Origin of the sequence: Mesobacillus maritimus, assembly GCF_044803185.1 — a bacterium.
Classification (GTDB): domain Bacteria; phylum Bacillota; class Bacilli; order Bacillales; family Cytobacillaceae; genus Mesobacillus_B; species Mesobacillus_B maritimus_B.
The window spans coordinates 5,061,129-5,081,779 of record NZ_CP085225.1 but is presented as its reverse complement, the minus strand read 5'-3'; the positions used below and the strand labels follow the sequence as shown (position 1 = coordinate 5,081,779).

16 protein-coding genes are annotated in these 20,651 nt (G+C 40.8%); 8 read left to right on the top strand and 8 right to left on the bottom strand.

What is annotated here, in order from left to right:
- Positions 1–85 precede the first annotated feature (85 nt).
- From LG336_RS24540 to LG336_RS24525, 4 genes are all read left to right on the top strand, one after another.
- A complete protein-coding gene (locus tag LG336_RS24540) occupies positions 86–1,555 on the top strand; it encodes a tagaturonate reductase (RefSeq protein WP_404330094.1) in 1,470 nt (489 codons plus the stop codon).
- 11 nt (positions 1,556–1,566) lie between these two features.
- Complete coding sequence (locus LG336_RS24535; RefSeq protein ID WP_404330093.1) at positions 1,567–3,054, top strand: UxaA family hydrolase; 1,488 nt, start codon at positions 1,567–1,569, stop codon at positions 3,052–3,054.
- Positions 3,055–3,468: 414 nt separating this feature from the next.
- Positions 3,469–4,626, top strand: a complete 1,158-nt coding sequence (locus LG336_RS24530; protein ID WP_404330092.1) for an oligogalacturonate lyase family protein — start codon at positions 3,469–3,471, stop codon at positions 4,624–4,626.
- Positions 4,627–4,647: 21 nt separating this feature from the next.
- Positions 4,648–4,974, top strand: coding sequence for a cupin domain-containing protein (locus LG336_RS24525; protein WP_404330091.1), 327 nt, complete (start codon positions 4,648–4,650; stop codon positions 4,972–4,974).
- 66 nt (positions 4,975–5,040) lie between these two features.
- On the opposite strand, the gene LG336_RS24520 is transcribed toward LG336_RS24525, so the two are convergent.
- The 4 genes from LG336_RS24520 to LG336_RS24505 form a co-directional block, all read right to left on the bottom strand.
- Positions 5,041–6,714, bottom strand: coding sequence for a peptide ABC transporter substrate-binding protein (locus tag LG336_RS24520; protein WP_404330090.1), 1,674 nt, complete (start codon positions 6,712–6,714; stop codon positions 5,041–5,043).
- 1,052 nt (positions 6,715–7,766) lie between these two features.
- Positions 7,767–8,042 (bottom strand): hypothetical protein, encoded by a 276-nt coding sequence (locus LG336_RS24515; RefSeq protein ID WP_404330089.1) that lies wholly within the window; start codon positions 8,040–8,042, stop codon positions 7,767–7,769.
- A gap of 427 nt (positions 8,043–8,469) precedes the next feature.
- Positions 8,470–9,423, bottom strand: a complete 954-nt coding sequence (locus LG336_RS24510; RefSeq protein ID WP_404330088.1) for a siderophore ABC transporter substrate-binding protein — start codon at positions 9,421–9,423, stop codon at positions 8,470–8,472.
- 188 nt (positions 9,424–9,611) lie between these two features.
- The gene (locus LG336_RS24505; protein ID WP_404330087.1) at positions 9,612–10,181 is read right to left on the bottom strand and encodes a TetR/AcrR family transcriptional regulator; all 570 of its coding nucleotides are present in this window, start codon (positions 10,179–10,181) and stop codon (positions 9,612–9,614) included.
- 140 nt (positions 10,182–10,321) lie between these two features.
- Between LG336_RS24505 and LG336_RS24500 the strand changes: the two genes are divergently transcribed.
- Together LG336_RS24500 and LG336_RS24495 are read left to right on the top strand one after the other, a co-directional pair.
- A complete protein-coding gene (locus tag LG336_RS24500) occupies positions 10,322–12,385 on the top strand; it encodes an RND family transporter (protein WP_404330086.1) in 2,064 nt (687 codons plus the stop codon).
- Positions 12,386–12,387: 2 nt separating this feature from the next.
- A complete protein-coding gene (locus LG336_RS24495) occupies positions 12,388–14,205 on the top strand; it encodes a YhgE/Pip domain-containing protein (protein ID WP_404330085.1) in 1,818 nt (605 codons plus the stop codon).
- Positions 14,206–14,355: 150 nt separating this feature from the next.
- Here the strand turns inward: LG336_RS24495 and LG336_RS24490 are convergent, their stop codons facing one another.
- Complete coding sequence (locus tag LG336_RS24490; RefSeq protein ID WP_404330084.1) at positions 14,356–15,336, bottom strand: glycoside hydrolase family 43 protein; 981 nt, start codon at positions 15,334–15,336, stop codon at positions 14,356–14,358.
- A 226-nt stretch (positions 15,337–15,562) separates the two neighbouring features.
- The gene (locus LG336_RS24485) at positions 15,563–16,219 is read right to left on the bottom strand and encodes a DsbA family protein (RefSeq protein ID WP_404333276.1); all 657 of its coding nucleotides are present in this window, start codon (positions 16,217–16,219) and stop codon (positions 15,563–15,565) included.
- A 308-nt stretch (positions 16,220–16,527) separates the two neighbouring features.
- Between LG336_RS24485 and LG336_RS24480 the strand changes: the two genes are divergently transcribed.
- Positions 16,528–16,830 carry an EthD family reductase gene (locus tag LG336_RS24480; protein ID WP_404330083.1) on the top strand — a complete coding sequence of 101 codons (303 nt, stop codon included), beginning with the start codon at positions 16,528–16,530 and terminating at the stop codon, positions 16,828–16,830.
- Positions 16,831–17,544: 714 nt separating this feature from the next.
- On the opposite strand, the gene LG336_RS24475 is transcribed toward LG336_RS24480, so the two are convergent.
- Entirely contained in the window at positions 17,545–18,468 is a 924-nt protein-coding gene (locus LG336_RS24475) for an oxidoreductase (RefSeq protein WP_404330082.1), read from the bottom strand.
- A 222-nt stretch (positions 18,469–18,690) separates the two neighbouring features.
- On the opposite strand from LG336_RS24475, the gene galE reads away from it, so the two are divergent.
- Positions 18,691–19,707 (top strand): UDP-glucose 4-epimerase GalE, encoded by a 1,017-nt coding sequence (gene galE / locus LG336_RS24470; RefSeq protein ID WP_404330081.1) that lies wholly within the window; start codon positions 18,691–18,693, stop codon positions 19,705–19,707.
- Positions 19,708–19,778: 71 nt separating this feature from the next.
- Here galE and LG336_RS24465 read toward each other — a convergent pair whose 3' ends face one another.
- Positions 19,779–20,633, bottom strand: coding sequence for a MurR/RpiR family transcriptional regulator (locus LG336_RS24465; protein WP_404330080.1), 855 nt, complete (start codon positions 20,631–20,633; stop codon positions 19,779–19,781).
- Positions 20,634–20,651 lie beyond the last annotated feature (18 nt).

The following is a 20,651-nucleotide window of genomic DNA, read 5'->3' as shown; positions in this document are numbered from 1 at the left end:
GGAGCGGAAGGCACGAAGACTCCTCGAACAATATAATTTGTAAAAATGTAAACGTGTGCACAAACCAAATATAGGAGGATTCCTCATGGAAAAGTTATCGAGAAACGTAGCGAAAGATGCGAAGCAATACCCAGAGAAAGTGCTGCAGTTTGGCGAAGGAAATTTTATGCGAGCGTTTGTAGATTGGCAAATTGATGTCATGAATAAAACAACTGATTTTAATGGCAGTGTTGTTGTAGTTCAGCCACTTGAGCAAGGAATGGTTGATATGTTAAACGAGCAAGATGCGTTGTACACACTCTATATGCAGGGGATGAAGGAAGGAAAAGCTGTTAAAGAGCATACCATTATTGATTCTGTCAGCCGAGGCATCAATCTTTACACACAATATGACGAATACAAGAAACTAGCAGAAAATCCTGAGATGCGCTTTATCTTTTCGAATACAACCGAAGCAGGAATTGCCTTTGATGAAAATGACCGCTTATCCGACCGTCCACAGCGCAGTTTCCCTGGTAAGTTAACGGCATTCTTATATCATCGCTTTCAAGCGTTTAATGGTGCTAAAGATAAAGGGTTCATCATTGTCCCTTGTGAACTGATTGATCGTAATGGTGAAAAGTTAAAGGAAATTGTTCTTCAGTACGCGGCACTTTGGAAGCTTGAAGAGGAGTTTGTTCATTGGCTGGAAGAAGCAAATACGTTCTGTTGTAGCCTTGTTGACCGAATTGTTCCTGGCTATCCGCGCGACAATATTGACGAAATCACGGAAGAGCTTGGCTATAAAGATAATTTAGTGGTCGTTGGCGAGCAATTCCATCTATGGGTGATTGAAGGCCCACAATGGATCCGCGAGGAATTCCCAGCGCATAAGGCAGGACTCAATACTTTGTTTGTCGAGGATATGACTCCTTACAGAACAAGAAAAGTACGAATCTTAAACGGTGCTCATACAGCTCTAACGCCTGTTTCCTACTTATATGGCTTAGATACGGTGGCTGAAACGGTGGAGCATGACGTTATGGGACCGTTTGTAAAAGAACTGATTTACGATGAGATCATTCCAACTCTTGATCTACCGCTTGATGAACTGCAATCTTTTGCACATGCGGTACTAGAACGATTCCAAAATCCATTTATTCAGCATTTCTTACTAAGCATCTCGTTGAATTCAATGTCCAAATTTAAGACGAGAGATTTGCCGTCTTTACTTGAGTACTACAACCGTAAACAAGAATTGCCAAGAAAACTTGTTTTCTCGCTAGCAGCTCTAATTGCTTTTTATAAAGGAAAGCGTGGCGAAGAGGAAATCAAGCTTTCAGACGATCAAGATATTCTTGAACTGTTCAACCAGCAATGGAGCCAGTTTGATGGCAGCGTTGAAAGTGTAAGAGGGATCGTTACAAACGTATTAGGCTACGAAAAGAACTGGGAAATGAATTTAAACGAAGTTCCAGGCTTAACAGAAGCTGTTACAAACGATCTTTATGAAATCGAAACAAAGGGAATGAAGCAAGCGGTTGAAGCGATTTTAGGCCAAAAGGCAGCAAATTAAGGGGGATTTTCATGTTAGATACCATTCAACTAAATGAAAATGATAATGTCGTCGTTGCATTAAAAGATTTACCACCAGGACACACGATTACGGTTCAAGGCAAAGACATCCAGCTTACAGACGGAGTTAAAAGAGGACATAAAGTGGCGATTACAGATATTCGTGAAAATGAAAATGTCGTAAAATACGGCTATCCTATCGGGCACGCCATCAAAGAAGTGGCCATGGGCGAGCATGTTCATACCCACAATACGAAAACGAACTTGGATGGAATCCAAGAGTACCAATTTAATCAAAAGCTTACGTCCAACCCCTATCAGCAAGAGGATCTAACTTTCCAAGGCTACCGCAGGAAAAACGGCGACGTTGGCATCCGCAATGAGCTGTGGATTGTGCCAACAGTCGGCTGTGTCAACGGCGTTGCCGAAAGAATGATTAAGCTATTTGAAAAAGAAGTAGGCGATATTAGCCCGTTTGAAAATATTCTTGTGCTTAAGCATAATTATGGCTGCTCACAGCTTGGTGACGACCATGAAAACACCCGTAAAATATTAAAAGATGCAGCGTTACACCCAAATGCAGGTGGCGTACTGGTTCTAGGGCTAGGCTGTGAAAATAACAATCTATATGAATTTAAGGAAAGCTTAGGCGAGTACGATGAAGACCGCATCAAGTTCCTTGTCTCTCAAGAAGTAACAGATGAAATTGAGGCGGGCGTACAATTATTAAAAGAAATCTATGAAAATGCGAAAAATGACAAGCGTGAAACCGTGCCACTTGCGGAGTTAAAGATTGGTTTAAAATGCGGAGGCTCTGACGGATTCTCTGGAATTACCGCCAACCCATTATTAGGAAGATTCTCTGATTTCCTAGTCGCTCAAGGTGGAACAACTGTTTTAACAGAAGTACCAGAAATGTTTGGCGCAGAAACCATCCTGATGGAGCGCGCAGCCGATGGCGAAGTATTCGGCAAAACCGTTAGTTTGATCAATGAATTCAAAGAATACTTTATTGACAATAAACAACCAGTCTATGAAAATCCGTCTCCTGGAAACAAAGATGGCGGAATTACCACTTTAGAAGATAAGTCGCTTGGCTGTACACAAAAAGCAGGTACCTCAACGGTTGTTGATGTCTTGAAATATGGCGAACGACTAGAACATAAAGGGTTAAATCTATTAAGTTCGCCAGGAAATGACTTAGTCGCTTCCTCTGCACTAGCGGCGGCAGGCTGTCAATTGGTGTTGTTTACAACGGGGCGTGGAACTCCGTTTGGAGCCTTCGTGCCAACCATGAAAGTCTCCACCAATACGCCTCTTTATGAAGCGAAACCGCATTGGATTGACTACAATGCAGGCGTTTTATTGGAGCAGGAGCCAGAAGTGGTTTTAGGTGATTTCACGGAGTATATCATTAAGGTTGCCAGCGGCGAATTGGTGAACAATGAGAAGAATGATTTTAGAGAAATTGCCATCTTTAAAACAGGAGTAACTTTATAGAAGGCTGTATTCATAAAGATTGTTGTTAAAATCTCAAATCCGATTTTAACGCAAGATAAGCAATTTTGTACGTTATAGGAAGTTTGCACGCTCTTTTCTCATAATTTAAAGGCTATTCCGTAGTGAAACAAATCTTCAACCAACCTATTTATTCAAGAGCAACAAAGTTTGAGAAAAGAGCCTTATAGAATAATCGTAAAAACGGTAGGCACTGCGTTAGTGCCTACCGTTTTTTTTGTTCCTATTCCCTCGTCTATCCACTTTTATGTCCATTGTTATCCCCACAATCCAAACTTAAAGGCATGTACCGAAACAACACTGAATAAGATTTTATGATGGCAGGTTTGTTTTACGGTAGGCAAAGAGGCGGGTTAGACAGGCTATCTAATTTTTAGGAAAAGGCAGGGGATGTGGATGATTGGAAGGGAGTTTGCCTCAGAAATGAGGGAATATATAGACTCAAAAACGGGTAACGTCGTTAAACAATTAACCTCTGATGGCTCGAATAATTACCATTTTTATTTTACCGATAATTCATTTTCACTTGATGACAAAGAAATTTACTTTTTATCTGATCGTTCCTCTAACGCCTCTACTATTTACAATCTCTTCAAGATGAATTTGGAAACAGGGAGATTCGTTCAATTGACGGATGAACGAGAAGGCATCGCGCCTAGCTTTCATACGAAAACACCTGAGAGCGATGTGGTTGTGTATGTAGCGGGAAATCAACTGAAAAAATTAGATGTCGCCACACTGGATACGACCGTATTATATGAAGAAAAATCAGGGGTTCAGCTTGGACACCCTCATATTTCAGCAGATAAAAAATATATCGGCATGGCGAGAAATGAACATGTTCCGATTGAACGAGGTGCCAATTATAGAGGATTTAAAGAAACGATGTATGCGACGAAAAAAGGCTGGATTACGCTAATTAGTCTCGATGGTCGAGAAGTGTTCGATGTGGTTGAAGACACCCATTGGTTAGGGCATTTTCAGTTTTCACCAACGAACAGCAGCTTGGCCACTTACTGTCATGAAGGCCCGTGGAATTTAGTTCATCAACGCATGTGGCTTCTTGATATTCGCTCACGTTCTCCTCAACCGTTATTTAGACAAGGAGAAGACGATTGCATCGGCCATGAGTTCTGGACAAATGACGGCAAGGTCTTTTTCGATAATCGCCGAAAAGGACATGACGGGACGATTACCGTTGATAAAACTCAAGCAACAATCCAACAGCCAAGTGAATCAGGACAAATCCCGTTTGTCGGTTTAGCAGATGAAAATGGAGAATTGATTAGGAAGATTGACCTTCCATTTTACTGCAATCACTATCATAGCAATAAAGAAAATACCGTATTGGTTGGGGATGAAGTGGAAGACCTCCTATTAATAGATATAAGTGGTGAAAAAGCAACAATGAAGACCCTCTGTACACATAATACGAGCTGGAATACCCAGCAAACGCATTGTCATCCAACCTTCAGCTGGAGCAACGAGATGGTTTTATTTACATCTGACCGAGAGGGAACCTGTAATCTATATTTAATCGAAGTTCCGAAATAATGACAATAAGGAGTGAAGAGAATGTTTTCTTTTGGAAATCAAGTAGAGCCGGTATTAGCTGATAAAGGTGTGGAACGAAAATTATTAGGATTTGGTGGAAGCTTAATGATGGCAGAAGTAACCTTCGAGAAAGGTGCAGCAGGAAAAAGCCATTCGCATCCCCATGAACAGATTAGTTATATCGTCCAAGGTAGTTTTGAATTCAATTTGAATGGTGAAATCAAAAGGGTGAGTAGGGGAGATAGTATTTACATCCCGCCCAATACTCTCCACGGAACAATCGCACTTGAAGATAACTCCATCATTTTAGACGTTTTCACCCCGAAACGGGAAGATTTTTTGGATTAGATGACAAAAGAGAGGGAGAACGCCCTATTGGCGTTTCTCCCTCTCTTTTTACTATATTTGATTTCTTTATTCTGCTACATTCGCCCATTTGTACTCGTATGTTGCACCGAATGGGTTTACAAATACTCCTTCGACTGTTGGTGAAACTAATTGTGCTCTTGAAGCCTGGTAAACAGGAGCAATTACTGCATCTTCAAATAGTACTTTTTCAGCCTCTAGGAAGTTGTTGTAACGAGCTACATTGTCTGATGCAAGAGTGGAAGCTGTGTCAAAGACTAATTTGTCATATGTTTCACTAGAATAACCAGTCCAGTTGTTACCACTATCTGTTGTAAATAGGTTCATATAAGTGAATGGATCAAGGAAGTCAGGGCCCCATCTTGTAAGCTGAAGCTCATATTCCATGCTGTCGTCTAAATCAAGACGTTGCTTTTTCGGTACTTGTTTGATGTTTACAGTTAAACCTTCTAGATTCGTTGAAAGCTGGTTTGCTACATATTGAACGAGTGTTGCTGTTGTTTCGTCATCATCTGCAAGGAACTCTAGTTCAACTGCATCTGTACCTAGCTCTTCAAGGCCTTTAGCCCAGAATTCTTTTGCCGCTTCAAGGTCATAAGCGGAAAGGTCACCACTCACTTCACGGAAATCTTCACCAGTTTCTGGCATTGGTGTAAAGTCTTTTGGTACTAGTCCGTTTGCCGCGATGGATCCGTTGTTTAAGATTTCACCTACTAAAGCTTCTTTGTCAAATGCGCGACTGAGGGCAGCACGAACATTTTTATTTGCTAAAGCATCAGAAGATTCTTGGTTAAATTTCAAGAAATACACGAATGTATCTGCTGATACTAGGTAGTCATCATCTGTAGAATATTGATCGACAAGGTCAGAAGTTAAATCAATTCGTTGAACGGTACCTTCTTCATATAATGCTAGAGCTGTTTGTGGGTCTTTTACAACTTGGAAGTTCAGTTTGTCCATTTGAACAGTTTCTGCATCCCAATAATCTTCGTTCTTCACAAGATCCCAAGAGTTGCTTGTGCTGTCCCAATTTGCCATTTTATATGGTCCATTCGCTAAAAGGCTGTCTGCGCTAAGTGCGAATTGATCGCCTTGTTCTTCCACAAACTTTTGATTCAATGGAAGGAATGTACCGAAAGTCGTTAATGTTTCAAAATATGGTGTTGGATTTTCTAATTCTACTACTAGTTTGAAGTCACCGTCTGCTTTTACTCCAAGTTCTTCAACTGGCGCATCACCAGAGCTTACTGCTGTTGCGTTTTTGATTACGCCATTCATCATGTACGGGCCATATTCTGATCCTGTATCAGGATTCACGGCACGTTGCCATGAATAGACAAAGTCATGAGCGGTAACTGGGTCACCATTGGACCAAACAGCATCTTCACGTAATGTAAAAGTCCAAGTAAGACCATCTTCACTCACTTCATGGTCAGTCGCAATTCCGTCAGCTGGTTGTGTATCTTCGTCTAAACGGTATAGACCTTCCGTTGTTGCAGCAAGATAGACAAATGAAGATTCATCTGTAGCTAATGAAGGATCCATGCTAGGAATCTCTTCAGGGTTTGTAAAGCTAAGAACCTTTTCTCCTGCAGTTTCTTCTGTTTTTCCTTCATCCTCTGAGCCTTCATTACTAGCAGGCTCATCGCCGGAGCAAGCCACTAAGCCAACACTTAGCACCAAACTCAATGCTAAAAATAATAACCAATTTTTAAGCTTCAATTCTGTTTCCCCCTAAATATGTTTGTTTTTTTAAATTCTAAATATTATACCTAAATAGAATAATCGAAAACTATAAACCTGATTATACGTTCTAACTAGATTACTTGTAAAGCTAAATGTTGGGAATTTTTGAAAATATTTAAACGAGCAAAAAACAAAAAAGCCTTGCAGAAAAGATCTGCAAGGCATAGCAGCAAAGAAAGGGTTTTCTTGCTTCCGATTATTGAGGTATTCTAATACTTACAACGGTGGGGAAAACATCGAAAACAAGCATAAGGTTATAAAAATAATTAAGACCTTTTTCATAGAATAGAATCCCCCTAATTATTATAGTAGGAACTTAGTTATTGTAACATGATTGTTATCTAGATATAGTTGGTAACTAATTCTAGCTAGGAGGGGGGGGGGAGAAGGAGAAAAACTATCCTTTGAAAAGGGTTCCGCTTATAACCCTCACAACTTTCACATAAGTTCTCCATAAGAACTACATATGTAATTAGTATGATGTATTCAAGAAGAACAAAAGGTATTGCAAGCTCAAACATCACTCTTCGTAACCTAATAAACTATTAGTTTTATATAATCAGGGCCGGAAAACCCTAACTCTAGAAGGTCGAAAAATTAAGGGACCTCGATTTTCTAAAACGGAAACACAAGAAGTAAGCTGATGAATTTTAGTTTTGGAACAAGAATTTTTTAAAACCTCCTATTGAAAAGCTGGCCATTTGGCCAGCTTCTTTTTTTATGGAGAGGAGCAAGCGGGAGTGCTGTTGAAATGGAATTAGCGTCCTCTTACTTCTTTTTTAGGCTGTTTTCTTTTATATATATTTTCGATTACAGTTCCAAATAGGGCTCCTACTAATCCGAAGACTAGACCGTTTTGCACAGGGAAGTGTAGATAGGCTAGAAATTGTACCTTCTCAAAAACCTCCAGATTGTGCCAAAAGAGACCGAGGTCCATTCCGATGACCATGCCGAAGAACCAGCCAGTAAAGTAGGTCTTTTTAGGTGCTCTATTCCCGTCTGATCGGTGATTTACCATTTTAGCGTGGTTATAAGCTTGCCAAACCGCAAAACCATAAATAGCGGGATAGAATAGCCCATAGCCCCCATTCATAGTTGATTATTTCATGGGCTAGTCGATAGTCGCCATTAAAAGAATAAATAATGGCGAGATTTAGATTTGAGTAAAGATTGATAAGAAATTCTAAGGATAATAGAAGGAAAGCGGTGATATAATCTCTATTATAGAGTTGACCTAGACCTGGGAGTGCAATGGACCACAGCATGGCTGCAATGGGGCTTTTGTAAACTTGTTTTTGTCTCATGGTATCCACCTTCAGGAAGAATTTTATAAGGTTCTCTACTCTATTAAACTACTTTTTTAAAAGGTATAGTGGGATATTGTAAAAATTAACAAATTTTAGGAGAAATGTACTAAGCGGCACATTATTCATGGAAAGATAAATGAATAATGTGGCACTTTACAGCAATAGGAGACTGTGTGTATCTACCATCCGAGGAAGAGGCAGAGAGACCGTCCCGAATTAATTTGCAATGAAGCTTTAATGGAGCGCATTTTCGCCAGGATATCACCAAAAAGTGCTCTATGAAGAGTTCATGGAGCACATTCAACACAATTTTGCTCCAAAAAAGGTTCTATAAATCTTTCATAAGCACTTATTTTCACTGGTCCCCTTACCTCCAAAATAAAAAATGACCGTGACAGGGGGGAGTCACGGCCATTACTTCTAATTATTTGAGGGCAGCTTCTACTTCTTTGACCATTTCCGCAACGGATGTAAGTCCACCGCCAGATAGATACCAGAAATCTGCGTTAAGGTAAACGACATTGTCGTTTTTCACTGCTTTAATATTTTCTACAAGCTTGTTTTCAACAATGGAGGTTGCTGACGATTTTCCGCCTTCGACAACGGATCCGCGGTCAACGATAAATAGGTAATCTGGATCTTTCTCGACTAAATATTCAAATGAAATATTCTGTCCATGAGTCGAAACTTCGATATTTTCGTCTACCGGTTTTACTCCAAAGACATCATGAAGCAGACCAAATCTAGAACCCGAACCATAAGCACTGATGTTTCCTTCATTTGCAAGGATGATTAAACCATTTTCGCTGCTAGCTGATGCTTTTTCATTTAATGCAGAAATCGCTTCTTCTACCTTCGCAATCTCTGTTTCTACTTCTGATTCCTTGCCGAAAATTTCTCCAAGTAATTTAGCATTCTCTTTGTAAGAATCCATGTATTTTGTGGTATCAAGGCCCATAAAGATGGTTGGAGCAATCTCACTTAATTCTTCATATGAATCTTGTTGTCTTCCAGAAATGATAATTAAATCTGGAGCCATGTCATTAATCGCTTCAAAATCAGGCTCTTTCAGTCCACCAGCATCAAGGTATTTCTCGTCATTGTATTTTTCAAGATAAGCAGGTAGAGTTTGTTTCGGTGTACCAGTAATTTCTACTCCGAGCTTATCTAAGGAATCAAGAACCCCATAATCAAAAACAACCACAGATTGTGGATTTTTCTCGACCGTCGTTTCACCTAGCTGATGGGTTATGGTCATTGTTTCCGCTTCTTTTTCTTTTTCTGTCTCACTTGCATTGCTTGCTGAATCTGTACCACACGCAGTGGCAAAGAGTGCCACTATTAAAATAAGGATAATTGCTTGCCATTTTTTCTTCATTTATTTTCCACCTCAGGAATGTTATTTGATAACTAAATGATAATGATTTTCAGTATCATTTGTCAATGACAACTTTGTGAAAACTTCAAAAATAATTTTTTCACAATGGAAAAAGTAAAAAAAGGTGCCTGACCCCCAGCGCTTTAAAGCGTTGGGGGTCAGGCACCTTTGAGGCAAGGGGACAGTTCCTAGCGTAATGAAGAAAGTCCTTTATTGGTGAGATTGTTGATGATTTCAGCCATTTCTTTTGGGGTTTTGTCCATTCCGTTTTTGAGCCAGATTTCGAGGATATGGATGCTGCCGCTTATCGCAAAAAGGCTGACATACTCGGAGATTTTCGGATCATCGACTGGGTAAGTGTCCATCCAGTTTTTTACGGTATAGTCATGTGCGACCATCATGACTCGCTTTTTAAAGCTTGGGTCGCCATGCTCGCTGAAAAGTGTTTCGCAAATGTCGCTGTTTGCTGCCACGTACTCCACAATTTTCTCAATCATTTGTAAGGCTTCGTCATCTTGTCCGAGATTGTAACTCATCAAGGTTTCATTCATATCTTGAATGATTTCTTCTTCTACTTGCGTGAGAAGGTCATATTGATCTGAATAGTGGGAGTAGAAGGTGGAGCGATTGATATCAGCAAGCGCACAAAGTTCTTTGACCGTTATACTAGAAATTGACTTTTCCTTTAACAATTTCATTAAGCTTTCTTTTAGCATCAATCTCGTATACTTGATTCGTCTGTCTATTTTAGAACTCATAAAAAAAACACACCTTTCTTGCACATATCCAACACATAAAAGTGATATGTTGTGTATCTAACATAAAATAATAAACTGTTTGTTGATAAACCAACACAATGTCCATTATAATGTTACAGGGAAACAGATGCAAGAAGGAGATGGTTTCAATCGACATCGCAGCACGAATTTTAAAGCATAAGAAATCCATTGTCATTATATTTGGCATCATCGCTGCCATCGGTACGATTGCACAGTTTTTTGTGTCTGTTAATTACAATATGGTGGATTATCTGCCAGAGGACGCACAATCGACCAAAGCAATGGAAATTATGGAGCAAGAGTTTGACGGCTCTGTTCAAAATACACGAGTCATGATCAATGATGTTTCGATACAGGAAGCACTGATTTTCAAGGAACAGCTTGCTAGTATCGATGGTGTCTCAGATGTAACATGGTTAGATGATGCTATTGACATCAAAACACCTGTGGAAATAGCGGATCAGGACACGGTGGAATCTTACTACAAGGATAATAAAGCCTTGTTTTCCTTTACCATCCGCGACGGGGAAGAGGTTGCCATCACAGATGAGATTTATGAACTAATTGGCGAAGAAAATGCGATGTCAGGAGAGGCGCTTGATACCGCAACCTCACAAAAAATGGCGGGCACGGAATCCATGTATGCCGCGGCATTATTGGTCCCAATGATCATTTTGATTTTAGTTCTTTCGACCAATTCCTGGATGGAGCCGGTGTTTTTCCTGACAGCGATTGGTGTTTCGGTCCTTATCAACCTGGGCACGAACATATTTATTGGAGAAGTATCCTTTGTGACGCAGTCGGTTGCACCGATATTGCAGCTGGCAGTTTCGTTGGATTACGCGATATTCCTCCTACACAGCTTTTCGGATTATCGCAAGACGATCGAGGATCCCGAAGAGGCAATGCGACTCGCGATTAAAAAATCTTTCCCGGCAATTGCAGCGAGCGCAGCAACGACTTTCTTTGGTTTTATTGCCTTATCCTTTATGAAATTCGAGATTGGCTCCGATTTAGGTCTTAATCTCGTAAAAGGAATTTTATTAAGCTTTATCAGTGTAATCGTCTTTTTACCAGCGTTAACGCTTTTGTTTTATAAATGGATTGATAAAACTCAGCATAAACCGCTAATCGGGAACTTTAAGAAAATAGGCAGCAGAGTGGTTAAAATTAGATTCCCTAGCTTATTACTTGTCTTTCTATTGATTATCCCTGCTTTTCTAGGTCAGGGTAAAACCGATTTTACCTATGGAATTGGGGAGCATCCAGAGACCACACGTGCTGGTCAGGATGTGGCGAAAATTGAAGAGACCTTCGGTGGATATACTCCGATGGTGTTACTCGTCCCAAGAGGGGATGTTGTTAAGGAAGAAAAGTTGGTTCAGGAATTAGAAAAGCTTGCTCCGGTGACAAGTGTTCTGGCTTATACCAATCTTGTCAGCCCGGTGATTCCCCCAGAGTATCTTGAGGAATCAGTCACAAAACAATTTTACTCGGAGCATTATAGTCGGATTATTCTCCATACCAACACTGGAAACGAGGGCAATGAGGCGTTTGCTTTAGTGGAAACTGTCGAGAATAAGGCACACACTTATTATGAGAAGGACGTCCACGTTCTTGGGGAAAGCGTGACCTTATATGATATTAAAACAACAGTCGAAAAGGATAATGTGATGGTGAATCTGCTTACGGTTATCGCGATTGCAATTGTTCTGCTGTTCACTTTTAAATCAATTTCGATTCCAGTCGTGCTGCTCCTGACCATTCAGGCAGCGGTTTGGATCAATTTATCGGTTCCGTACTTTACCGATTCCTCGTTGGTGTACGTTGGATACCTGATTATTAGTACCGTCCAGCTTGCCGCGACAGTCGATTATGCGATTCTTTTCACGGAAGATTATAAGGAGAATCGTAAGGAAATGTCAGCATTGAATGCTATTAAGAAAACCATTGATGAAAAAATCTTTTCGATTGCGATTTCGGCTTCGATTTTATCAAGCGTCGGGTTTATTTTATGGATTACATCCTCCAACCCAATCGTTTCATCTATCGGGTTGCTACTCGGAAGGGGAGCCTTGCTGGCCTTTATCTTGGTCGTTTGTTTCCTTCCAGCATTGCTACTTGTCTTCGATAAATTCATTGATAAAACAAGCTGGAAAGCAAATTTCTATAAGGAGAAATGATGATGAGAAAACGAATTTTTCTTTTACTGATGACCTTTGTCCTGATCTTGCCGTCATTTCTAGTGCACGCTTCCTCCAATGAGAACACAAAAGAGGAAGAAACAGTAAAGAATCCCGGACAATATCGTTCAAAGGATGAGGTCGTGTATGCGACATTAAGTCCTGCCGGTGTTCAGCAAGAAATCTATGTGGTGAACATTTTCGAAGTGTTGAAAGAAGGAAAGCTTGTTGATTATGGTCCGTATACTAGTTTGAAAAACTTAACCGACCTATCGGACATTCAATTTAAAAATAAAAAGGTGGAGTTCGCTGCACCAAAAGGGAAATTTTATTATCAAGGGAATATGAAAGACGAAGCGTTACCTTGGAATATTAGAATTGCGTATCGACTAGACGGAAAGCGAATCTCTCCCGCGGAACTTGCGGGAAAAGAGGGTCATTTTCAATTAGATATTTACACGTCTGCCAACGAAAAGGTTGACCCTACCTTTTATGAAAACTATCTATTGCAGGTTACCCTTACCCTTGACCCTGATATTTATAGCAATATCAAGGCGTCGGAGGACGGTATGGTGGCAAATGCGGGTAAAAACAAGCAAATCACGTATACCGTCATGCCTGAGAAAGATGGTGAACTGAGTCTCGAAGCCGATGTCGTTAATTTTGAGCTTCAAGGCATTGAAATTGCCGCAGTCCCATCGTCTATGAGCATTGATGCGCCAGATATCGATGGGATGACTGGAGACATGGAATCGTTAACGGATGCGATTGCCCAAATCAACAATGGTGTTGGCGACTTAAAGAACGGTGTTTCTGAGTTGAACAACGGTGTGGCAAGCCTACGCGATGGTTCCGCACAATTCAAAAAAGGGATGAACGATGTAAATCAAGCATCCTCTCAACTTGTAGAAGGCTCTAGTGCGATTAATAATGGCCTCGCTACGGTAAGTTCTAGTATTAAAGGAAACTTTGAACAAATTGATCTAGGCGAACTCGAAAAGTTACAAGCAAGATTACCGGAAATTGCAGCTGGTCTCGATGAAGCGGCGGAGGGTTTCGCCTACTTGCGTGAGAACTACTCTGATGCCTATGGTAAAATCGAAGAGGCCATGAAGAATATCCCTGAATATGAAATTACAAATGCTGATATCGAACAATTGTATGCGAGCGGTGCAGACCGGGAAGTGGTCGACCAATTGTTTGCGACCTATTCGGCAGCCCATCAGGCAAAAGACATCTTCGACTCTGCCAAGGAAGCCTTTCAAGCTGTAGATGGAAGATTAGCAGAAGTGAATGGCGCGATTGTAGAAATAGAAAAGACGCTTGGTACCGTTCAACAAGTCATTTCTGCGCTTGAGAATGTAAATGTGGTGGATTCCATCACTCAATTACAAGAAGGAATGGATGAATTTTCAGCTAGTTACCAAGCCTTTCATTCAGGATTAGTAGGCTACACACAAGGTGTGGGCAAATTATCTAGCTCTTACAATAAGCTACATTCTGGAATCGTTGACTTGTCTGGCGGTACGAATGAGCTAGAAGATGGAGTGGGGCAGCTTAATAATGGTACTCAAACCTTATATGATTCTACGAACAATTTACCTGACCAAATGAAAGACGAAATAGACCGTATGATATCCGAATACGACAAATCTGACTTCGAAGCCGTATCCTTCGTCTCGGATAAAAATGAAAAGATCAACTCCGTCCAATTCGTCATCAAAACAGAAAGCATCTTACTAGAAGAACAAGAAACTCCTGAGAAGCCAGAAGAAGAATCAAAAGGATTCTGGGCACGATTGAAGGAATTGTTTTCGTAAGCTAGGGAACAAACCTTTGCTTCCAGGCTGGATTTCGGGAGGCAAGGGGAAGGTTCTTTGCTTCCTATTGTAAGATGATATGTGCTAGGTAAGGTTTCACAACTGAATGAATAATAGAGAAAAGGCTGACGATGAGCGTCAGCCTTTTTTCTATTCCTGATATTCAATTGTCTGAATTGTACCATCTTCATTGTATGTTAACTCAGTGAATTTAACGCTGCGCTTGTGATTGACGCCACCAGACAGAGATGCGTCATGATAGAATAAATACCATTTGTCTTGGAACTGAACAATGGAATGATGGGTTGTCCAACCAAGAACAGGGGTAAGAATTTTCCCTTTATATTCAAACGGTCCTTGAGGATTTTCGCTCACCGCATAGACTAGGCTATGGGTTGTTCCTGTTGAATAGGAAAGGTAGTATAAACCATTGTATTTGTGAACCCAAGCACCCTCGAAGAATCTGCGCTCCTCGTCACCAGCAAGAAGGGGATTCCCATTCTCATCAACAATTGAAATATCCTGTGGTTCGCTCTTAAAAGTAAGCATGTCGTCACTTAGTTCGGCTATGACTGGACCTAGAGCTGGTGCTGTTTCAGCAGGACCTTCTGCATCCTCAACAAACGTGCCTGTTTGCCACTTTTCCAATTGTCCGCCCCAAAGGCCGCCAAAGTAGCAATATGCTTTATTATCGTCATCCACTAACACAGCTGGGTCAATACTGAAGCTTCCAGGGATATAGCTTTCTTTTGCTGTGAACGGACCTTCTGGCCTCTTGCTTGTAGCAACCCCAATTCTAAAAATACCGTCATGATCTCTAGCAGGGAAGAATAAATAGTATGTGTCGTTTTTATATGCCGCATCCGGTGCCCACATTTGCTTGCTAGCCCAAGGAACATCTTTTACGTGAAGAGCTTCCCCATGGTCCACAACTGGTGAATTAAAATCATCCATTGAAAGAACATGGTAATCTTCCATAGCATACTGATCGCCATTGTCATTGTCAGGGCCATCATGTTCAAGATCATGTGACGGGTAAATATAAAGTTTTCCTTCAAAAACATGAGCAGACGGGTCTGCCGTGTAAATATGCTTTACAATTGGTTCATTTTGTTTTGGTGTATTTGTCATATCGATTCTCCATTTAATGTAGTATGTTATGGTAACGCTTTCTCGTGAAAATAACACACTTAGTATAACAGATGCAAAATACTTTGTACATTGGTTGAACAAACTTCCGAAAAGTTATTTGCAACTAAAAATAAATTGCATTTATGAAAAAAAACCTGTCCAATGTCCCGTAACTGGGACTAGACAGGTTCTTTTTCATCTGTGTTATTTACTAGACCATTTCGTTTTATTTCTTCGGAATTTCACAACCATCGTCATCACAAACCACGCCATCTTGCTCCACGTTTAAAACTTTGATTTCATCCTCCGCAATCACCTTCTGCAATGCTTGGACAAATGTTTCTGTAGGTTGCGCTCCAGTTAGGGCGTATTTTTTATTGATCAGGTAGAAGGGAACTCCTGTTATATTATACTGTTTTGCCGTTTGTTCATCGGCACGAACTTCGTCACTCATTTCATCGCTTGCGAGCATATTTGCAACTGCTTCACTGTCCAACCCAACTTCAACCGCCAACTCCGTCAAAGTTTCGTGGTCGCCAATATGCTTTGACTCGGTAAAATAAGCGTGTAAAATTCGCTCAGTCATTTCCTTCATTAAGCCGTGCTTCTTCGCAAACATCGTCAAACGGTGAGCGTCAAAGGTGTTGGTTTGAATAAGGGTATCCATGTTGTACTCTAAGCCAGATTCCTCCGCCATCTTCACCATATTTTGCGTGTTGGCTTTCGCTTGCTCGATGCTCATGCCATACTTTTGAGCTAAGGATTCATAGATATTTTTGTTCACATCACGAGGTTTGTTTGGATCCAGTTCAAAACAGCGATATGTTACTTCAATAGGATGATCTATTTTCTTAAGAGCGTCCTCCAGACGCCTCTTGCCAATATAGCAAAATGGTCAAGCAAAGTCGGTCCACATTTCAATGTGCATTTGTATCCCTCCAGTGATTAAGTCTCTCAATAGTATATCTGTTATCTGTGAGTTTCACTAATCATTTGGTTGCAAAAAGGCATGATAGCGGTGATGGTAAAAATGGATAAAACGTAAGCTGATAGATGTTTGAGGAAAACCCTAGTATGAACTCCACAGCTAAACTCCTCCACGATTTTTGTCGAAGGATTTTCCTACTTTAATGACAACCTGTCTTTTATAATGAAGGGAGAATTCTGAAAATTTATTAAGGGGGAAGAAAAATGGCGAAAATGATCGTAATGTACGACCATCCTAAAGATAAAGAGGGATTTGATAAGTATTATCATGAAGTACATATTCCGTTAGCGGAGAAGGTTCCGAATTTGAAGAGTGCTGGAGTACATCGTGTTTTGCAAACAATGAACAGCGAGCAAGCCCTTTATTTAATTGCGGAGCTTGAGTTCGAAACCCCCGAGATCTTAACCAAGTCACTAGCAACACCTGAGTTTCAAGCAGTTCAGGGTGATTTAAGAAATATTATGGAATTTTTAAATAAGCCACCAGTTGTGGCACTTGTAGATTAATGATATTTGTAAAATTTCAATTGATTGTTGAGAGGGTAGGACTCTAGTAAACCAAGATTGGAGGGGGCAAATATTAAATGCCCCCTTATTTGCGTTTCTATGGTTAAGGAAGCGAAAGAACAGTTCGACTTCCAGTGAAAATAGGGTCTTATCCAAAATACAATAACGGTCTGGCGTAGCGGTTTTCGGGTGATTCCCTGCTTAATTTTGGTATCATCACCCCTATGAAGCGGGGTTCTGGCGTTTCCTGTTTCAAAGTGCCCAAACTATAAGCGAATTCAGAGAAAACGGTCACATTGAAGCTCTCAAAGTGACCAACTGCAAGTAAAATCAGAAAAACGGTCACATTGAAGGGTTCATAGTGCCCAAACTGCAAGCGAAATCAGAAAAACGGTCACATTGAAGAGTTCATAGTGCCCAAACTGCAAGTGAAATCAGAAAAACGGTCACATTGAAGGGTTCATAGTGCCCAAACTTCAAGTGAAATCAGAAAAACGGTCACATTGAGGCTCTCATAGTGCCCAAACTGCAAGCGAAATCAGAAAAATGGTCACATTGAAGAGTTCATAGTGCCCAAACTGCAAGCGAAATCAGAAAAACGGTTACATTGAGGCTCTCATAGTGCCCAAACTGCAAGCGAAATCAGAAAAACGGTCACTTTGAAGGTCTCAAAGTGAACGTTTTTCAGTGGTATCGGACTGTCCCCTAGCTTTACTATCTTGTAAAATCAAACTCCACTCCTGTAAGTTTTTCGCTTAGTTCCCAGAGTTTTTTCATGGTTGCTTCGTCATTCGCGACGAAATGGGGTGTTTCTAAGGCAGGGTAGCCTCTAAAACGCCCAGGACTATTCGGGCCGATGTATTCACCACCTGTTAGGGATGGTTCCGTTGCCGCGTAGAGGGTAGGAAGAGCGCCCATTTCAGCAGGTTGGAGAAAATGGTTCATAACTCCTTTGAGTAATCTAGGGGTTTCACTTCTGCCAAATTTAAATAGGTTGGTCGCAGAAACACCAGGGTGGCAGGCTAGGCTGATGGTTTGGATGCCATGCTCCTTCAGCCTTTTATCCAATTCCTTCGCAAATAGTAAATTGGCTAGCTTGCTTTGCCCATAAAACTTCATAGCTCTGTATCCTTTTGAAGCGTCGAGATTATCGAATAAAATCGCAGCACCTCTATGGGCTATACTGCTGACTGTGACCACTCGCGAGTTTGGGGTTGCTTTTAATAGAGGCAATAGAAGCCCGGTTAAGGCAAAATGTCCAAGATGATTGCTTCCGAACTGAAGCTCAAATCCATCTTTTGTTTTAGAATAAGGTGGCGTCATTACGCCAGCGTTGTTTAGTAATAAGTCGAGTGAAGCATACTGACTTGAAAAGTCGTTAGCGAACGCTCGGACACTTTCTAAGTCTGCTAAATCAAGCTTCATTACCTGAATTTCAGCATTCTTATGGTCCTTTAAAATCTCATTGCGGGCAGCTTTGCCTTTCTCTTCGTTGCGAACGGCCATAACCACACGTGCCCCTTTTTGAGCAAGAACTTTCGCTGCTTCCAATCCAATTCCACTATTAGCACCAGTAATAATGGCTGTCTTCCCTGTAACTGAATCAAGATTTAATCTATAAGCATTCGAAATCACCATTTAGTTTAATCTCCTCTCTAGCGGAAGCAGAGGGATTTCTTCTGCTTCCATCTTCAAGATAGCATGTATCTGTAGCCGCGACAATTTGGGAGTGTTTAAGAAATTGGTCTTCACAGAATCGTTGGATTTAAAAATGTTAGAAAGTGGGTTAAAATAGTAGGGTATAATGGACAATGGTTACAAATGATATGAAATTTAACTAGGTAGGGGTGTCTCTTACATATGTCAATCTTAGTAACAGGTGGTGCTGGTTATATCGGTAGCCACACAAGTGTTGAATTATTGAATGCTGGTTATGAGATTATCATCGTGGATAATTTATCGAATAGTAAACCTGAATCATTAAAGCGAGTAAAAGAGATTACAGGGAAGGATTTTAAGTTTTACGAGGTGGACCTGCTTGACCGTGCTGCATTGGATGAAGTGTTTGCATCGAATCAAATTGAGGCTGTTATTCATTTTGCCGGTTTAAAAGCGGTCGGAGAATCTGTATCGATCCCTCTTCATTATTATCACAATAATATCACTGGAACCTTGGTATTGTGTGAAGTGATGCAAAAATATGGTGTGAAAAATCTTGTTTTCAGTTCATCTGCAACGGTTTATGGGATGCCAGATCGGGTGCCGATTTCTGAGGACTTCCCTCTAAGTGCGACAAATCCTTATGGTCGGACAAAATTGATGATTGAGGAAATTTTAAGAGATGTTCACGTTTCAGATGAAAACTGGAGCATCGCGCTATTGCGTTATTTTAATCCAATCGGAGCACATGAGAGTGGCCGAATCGGAGAGGATCCAAATGGAATTCCAAATAACCTAATGCCGTATATCACGCAGGTTGCAGTTGGAAAACTGAAAGAGCTCCAGGTGTTTGGCAATGACTACGAAACCAATGATGGGACAGGGGTTCGAGATTATATCCATGTTGTTGACTTGGCTCAAGGTCATTTAAAAGCACTAGAAAAAGTCATGTCTTCAAAAGGCGTAGATGCCTATAACCTAGGAACTGGAACAGGGTATAGTGTTTTAGAAACAGTCTCAGCGTTCGAACAAGCCTCCGGCAAAAAGGTTCCACATCGCATCGCAGCTAGAAGGCCAGGAGATATAGGGGTTTGTTACGCAGACCCAACGAAAGCAAAGTCTGAACTAGGCTGGACTGCGAAAAGAGGAATTCAAGAAATGTGTCAGGATTCTTGGAGATGGCAGGAGAACAATCCTGAGGGGTATCATAAAGGCTAGTGATTAAAAGGAAGCAGAGGACGGACGGTTCTCTGCTTCCTTTTTTTGTTTTAAGAAGACTTTTGTTGCTCCTAAATCCTCTTGACCGAAATAGCGTTTCGCATTTTATGCAGGCTTTCCTTGCTTGCTTCTTTTCTGGCAATCATAACATTGACATAAAGAGAGTCGATGATGCTTAGTTGCGCAATCCGGGAGGAAAGGGCTTCGGAACGATAGTCGGTTTCCTCGGCTACGGTATAAAGGGCGATGTCGACTTTTTCACTTAATGGTGATTTCGCAAAGTTCGTAATCCCGATTGTTTTGACACCATTTTCTTTTAAAATTCTAAGCACATGGATGATATCCTTTGTCGTGCCTGAATGAGAGATAAGGACTGCGACGTCATTCTCAGTAAGTTGGGAAGCCGACATGAGCTGGATATGGGAATCACTATTAAAAAGAACCGGAATCCCAGTACGAATAAATTTATGATACGCATCCATGGCAATGATTCCAGAGCCACCACTTCCGAAAAACTCCACTCGGTTTGCCTTAATAAGGGCATCGACTGCTTTTTCAAACCCGCCGCCACCTAGGAGTTGCAAGGTATCTTCCAGTGTTTTGATATTGGTCCGGAAAACCTTTTCTGAAACGGTCCGAATATCGTCTTCTTCATTAATAGTTTCGTGAATATCTTTGATTGGCGTGACAATTTCGGAAGCTAAAGCGATTTTCATTGCTTGATAGCCTTTAAAACCTATTCGCTTGCAGAAACGAAAAACGGTTGAATCAGCAATGCCTAGATCTTCAGCAAACTGGTTAATCGAGGTATGAACAATCTTATCAGGATTTTCTACTATATAATCAGCAATCATTTTTTCTTTATCACTAAACTTGGCGTAATGGGTTTTAATACGAGCTAAACAATAAAGGTTATCATGGCTCATGATTCAACCCTCCCTATG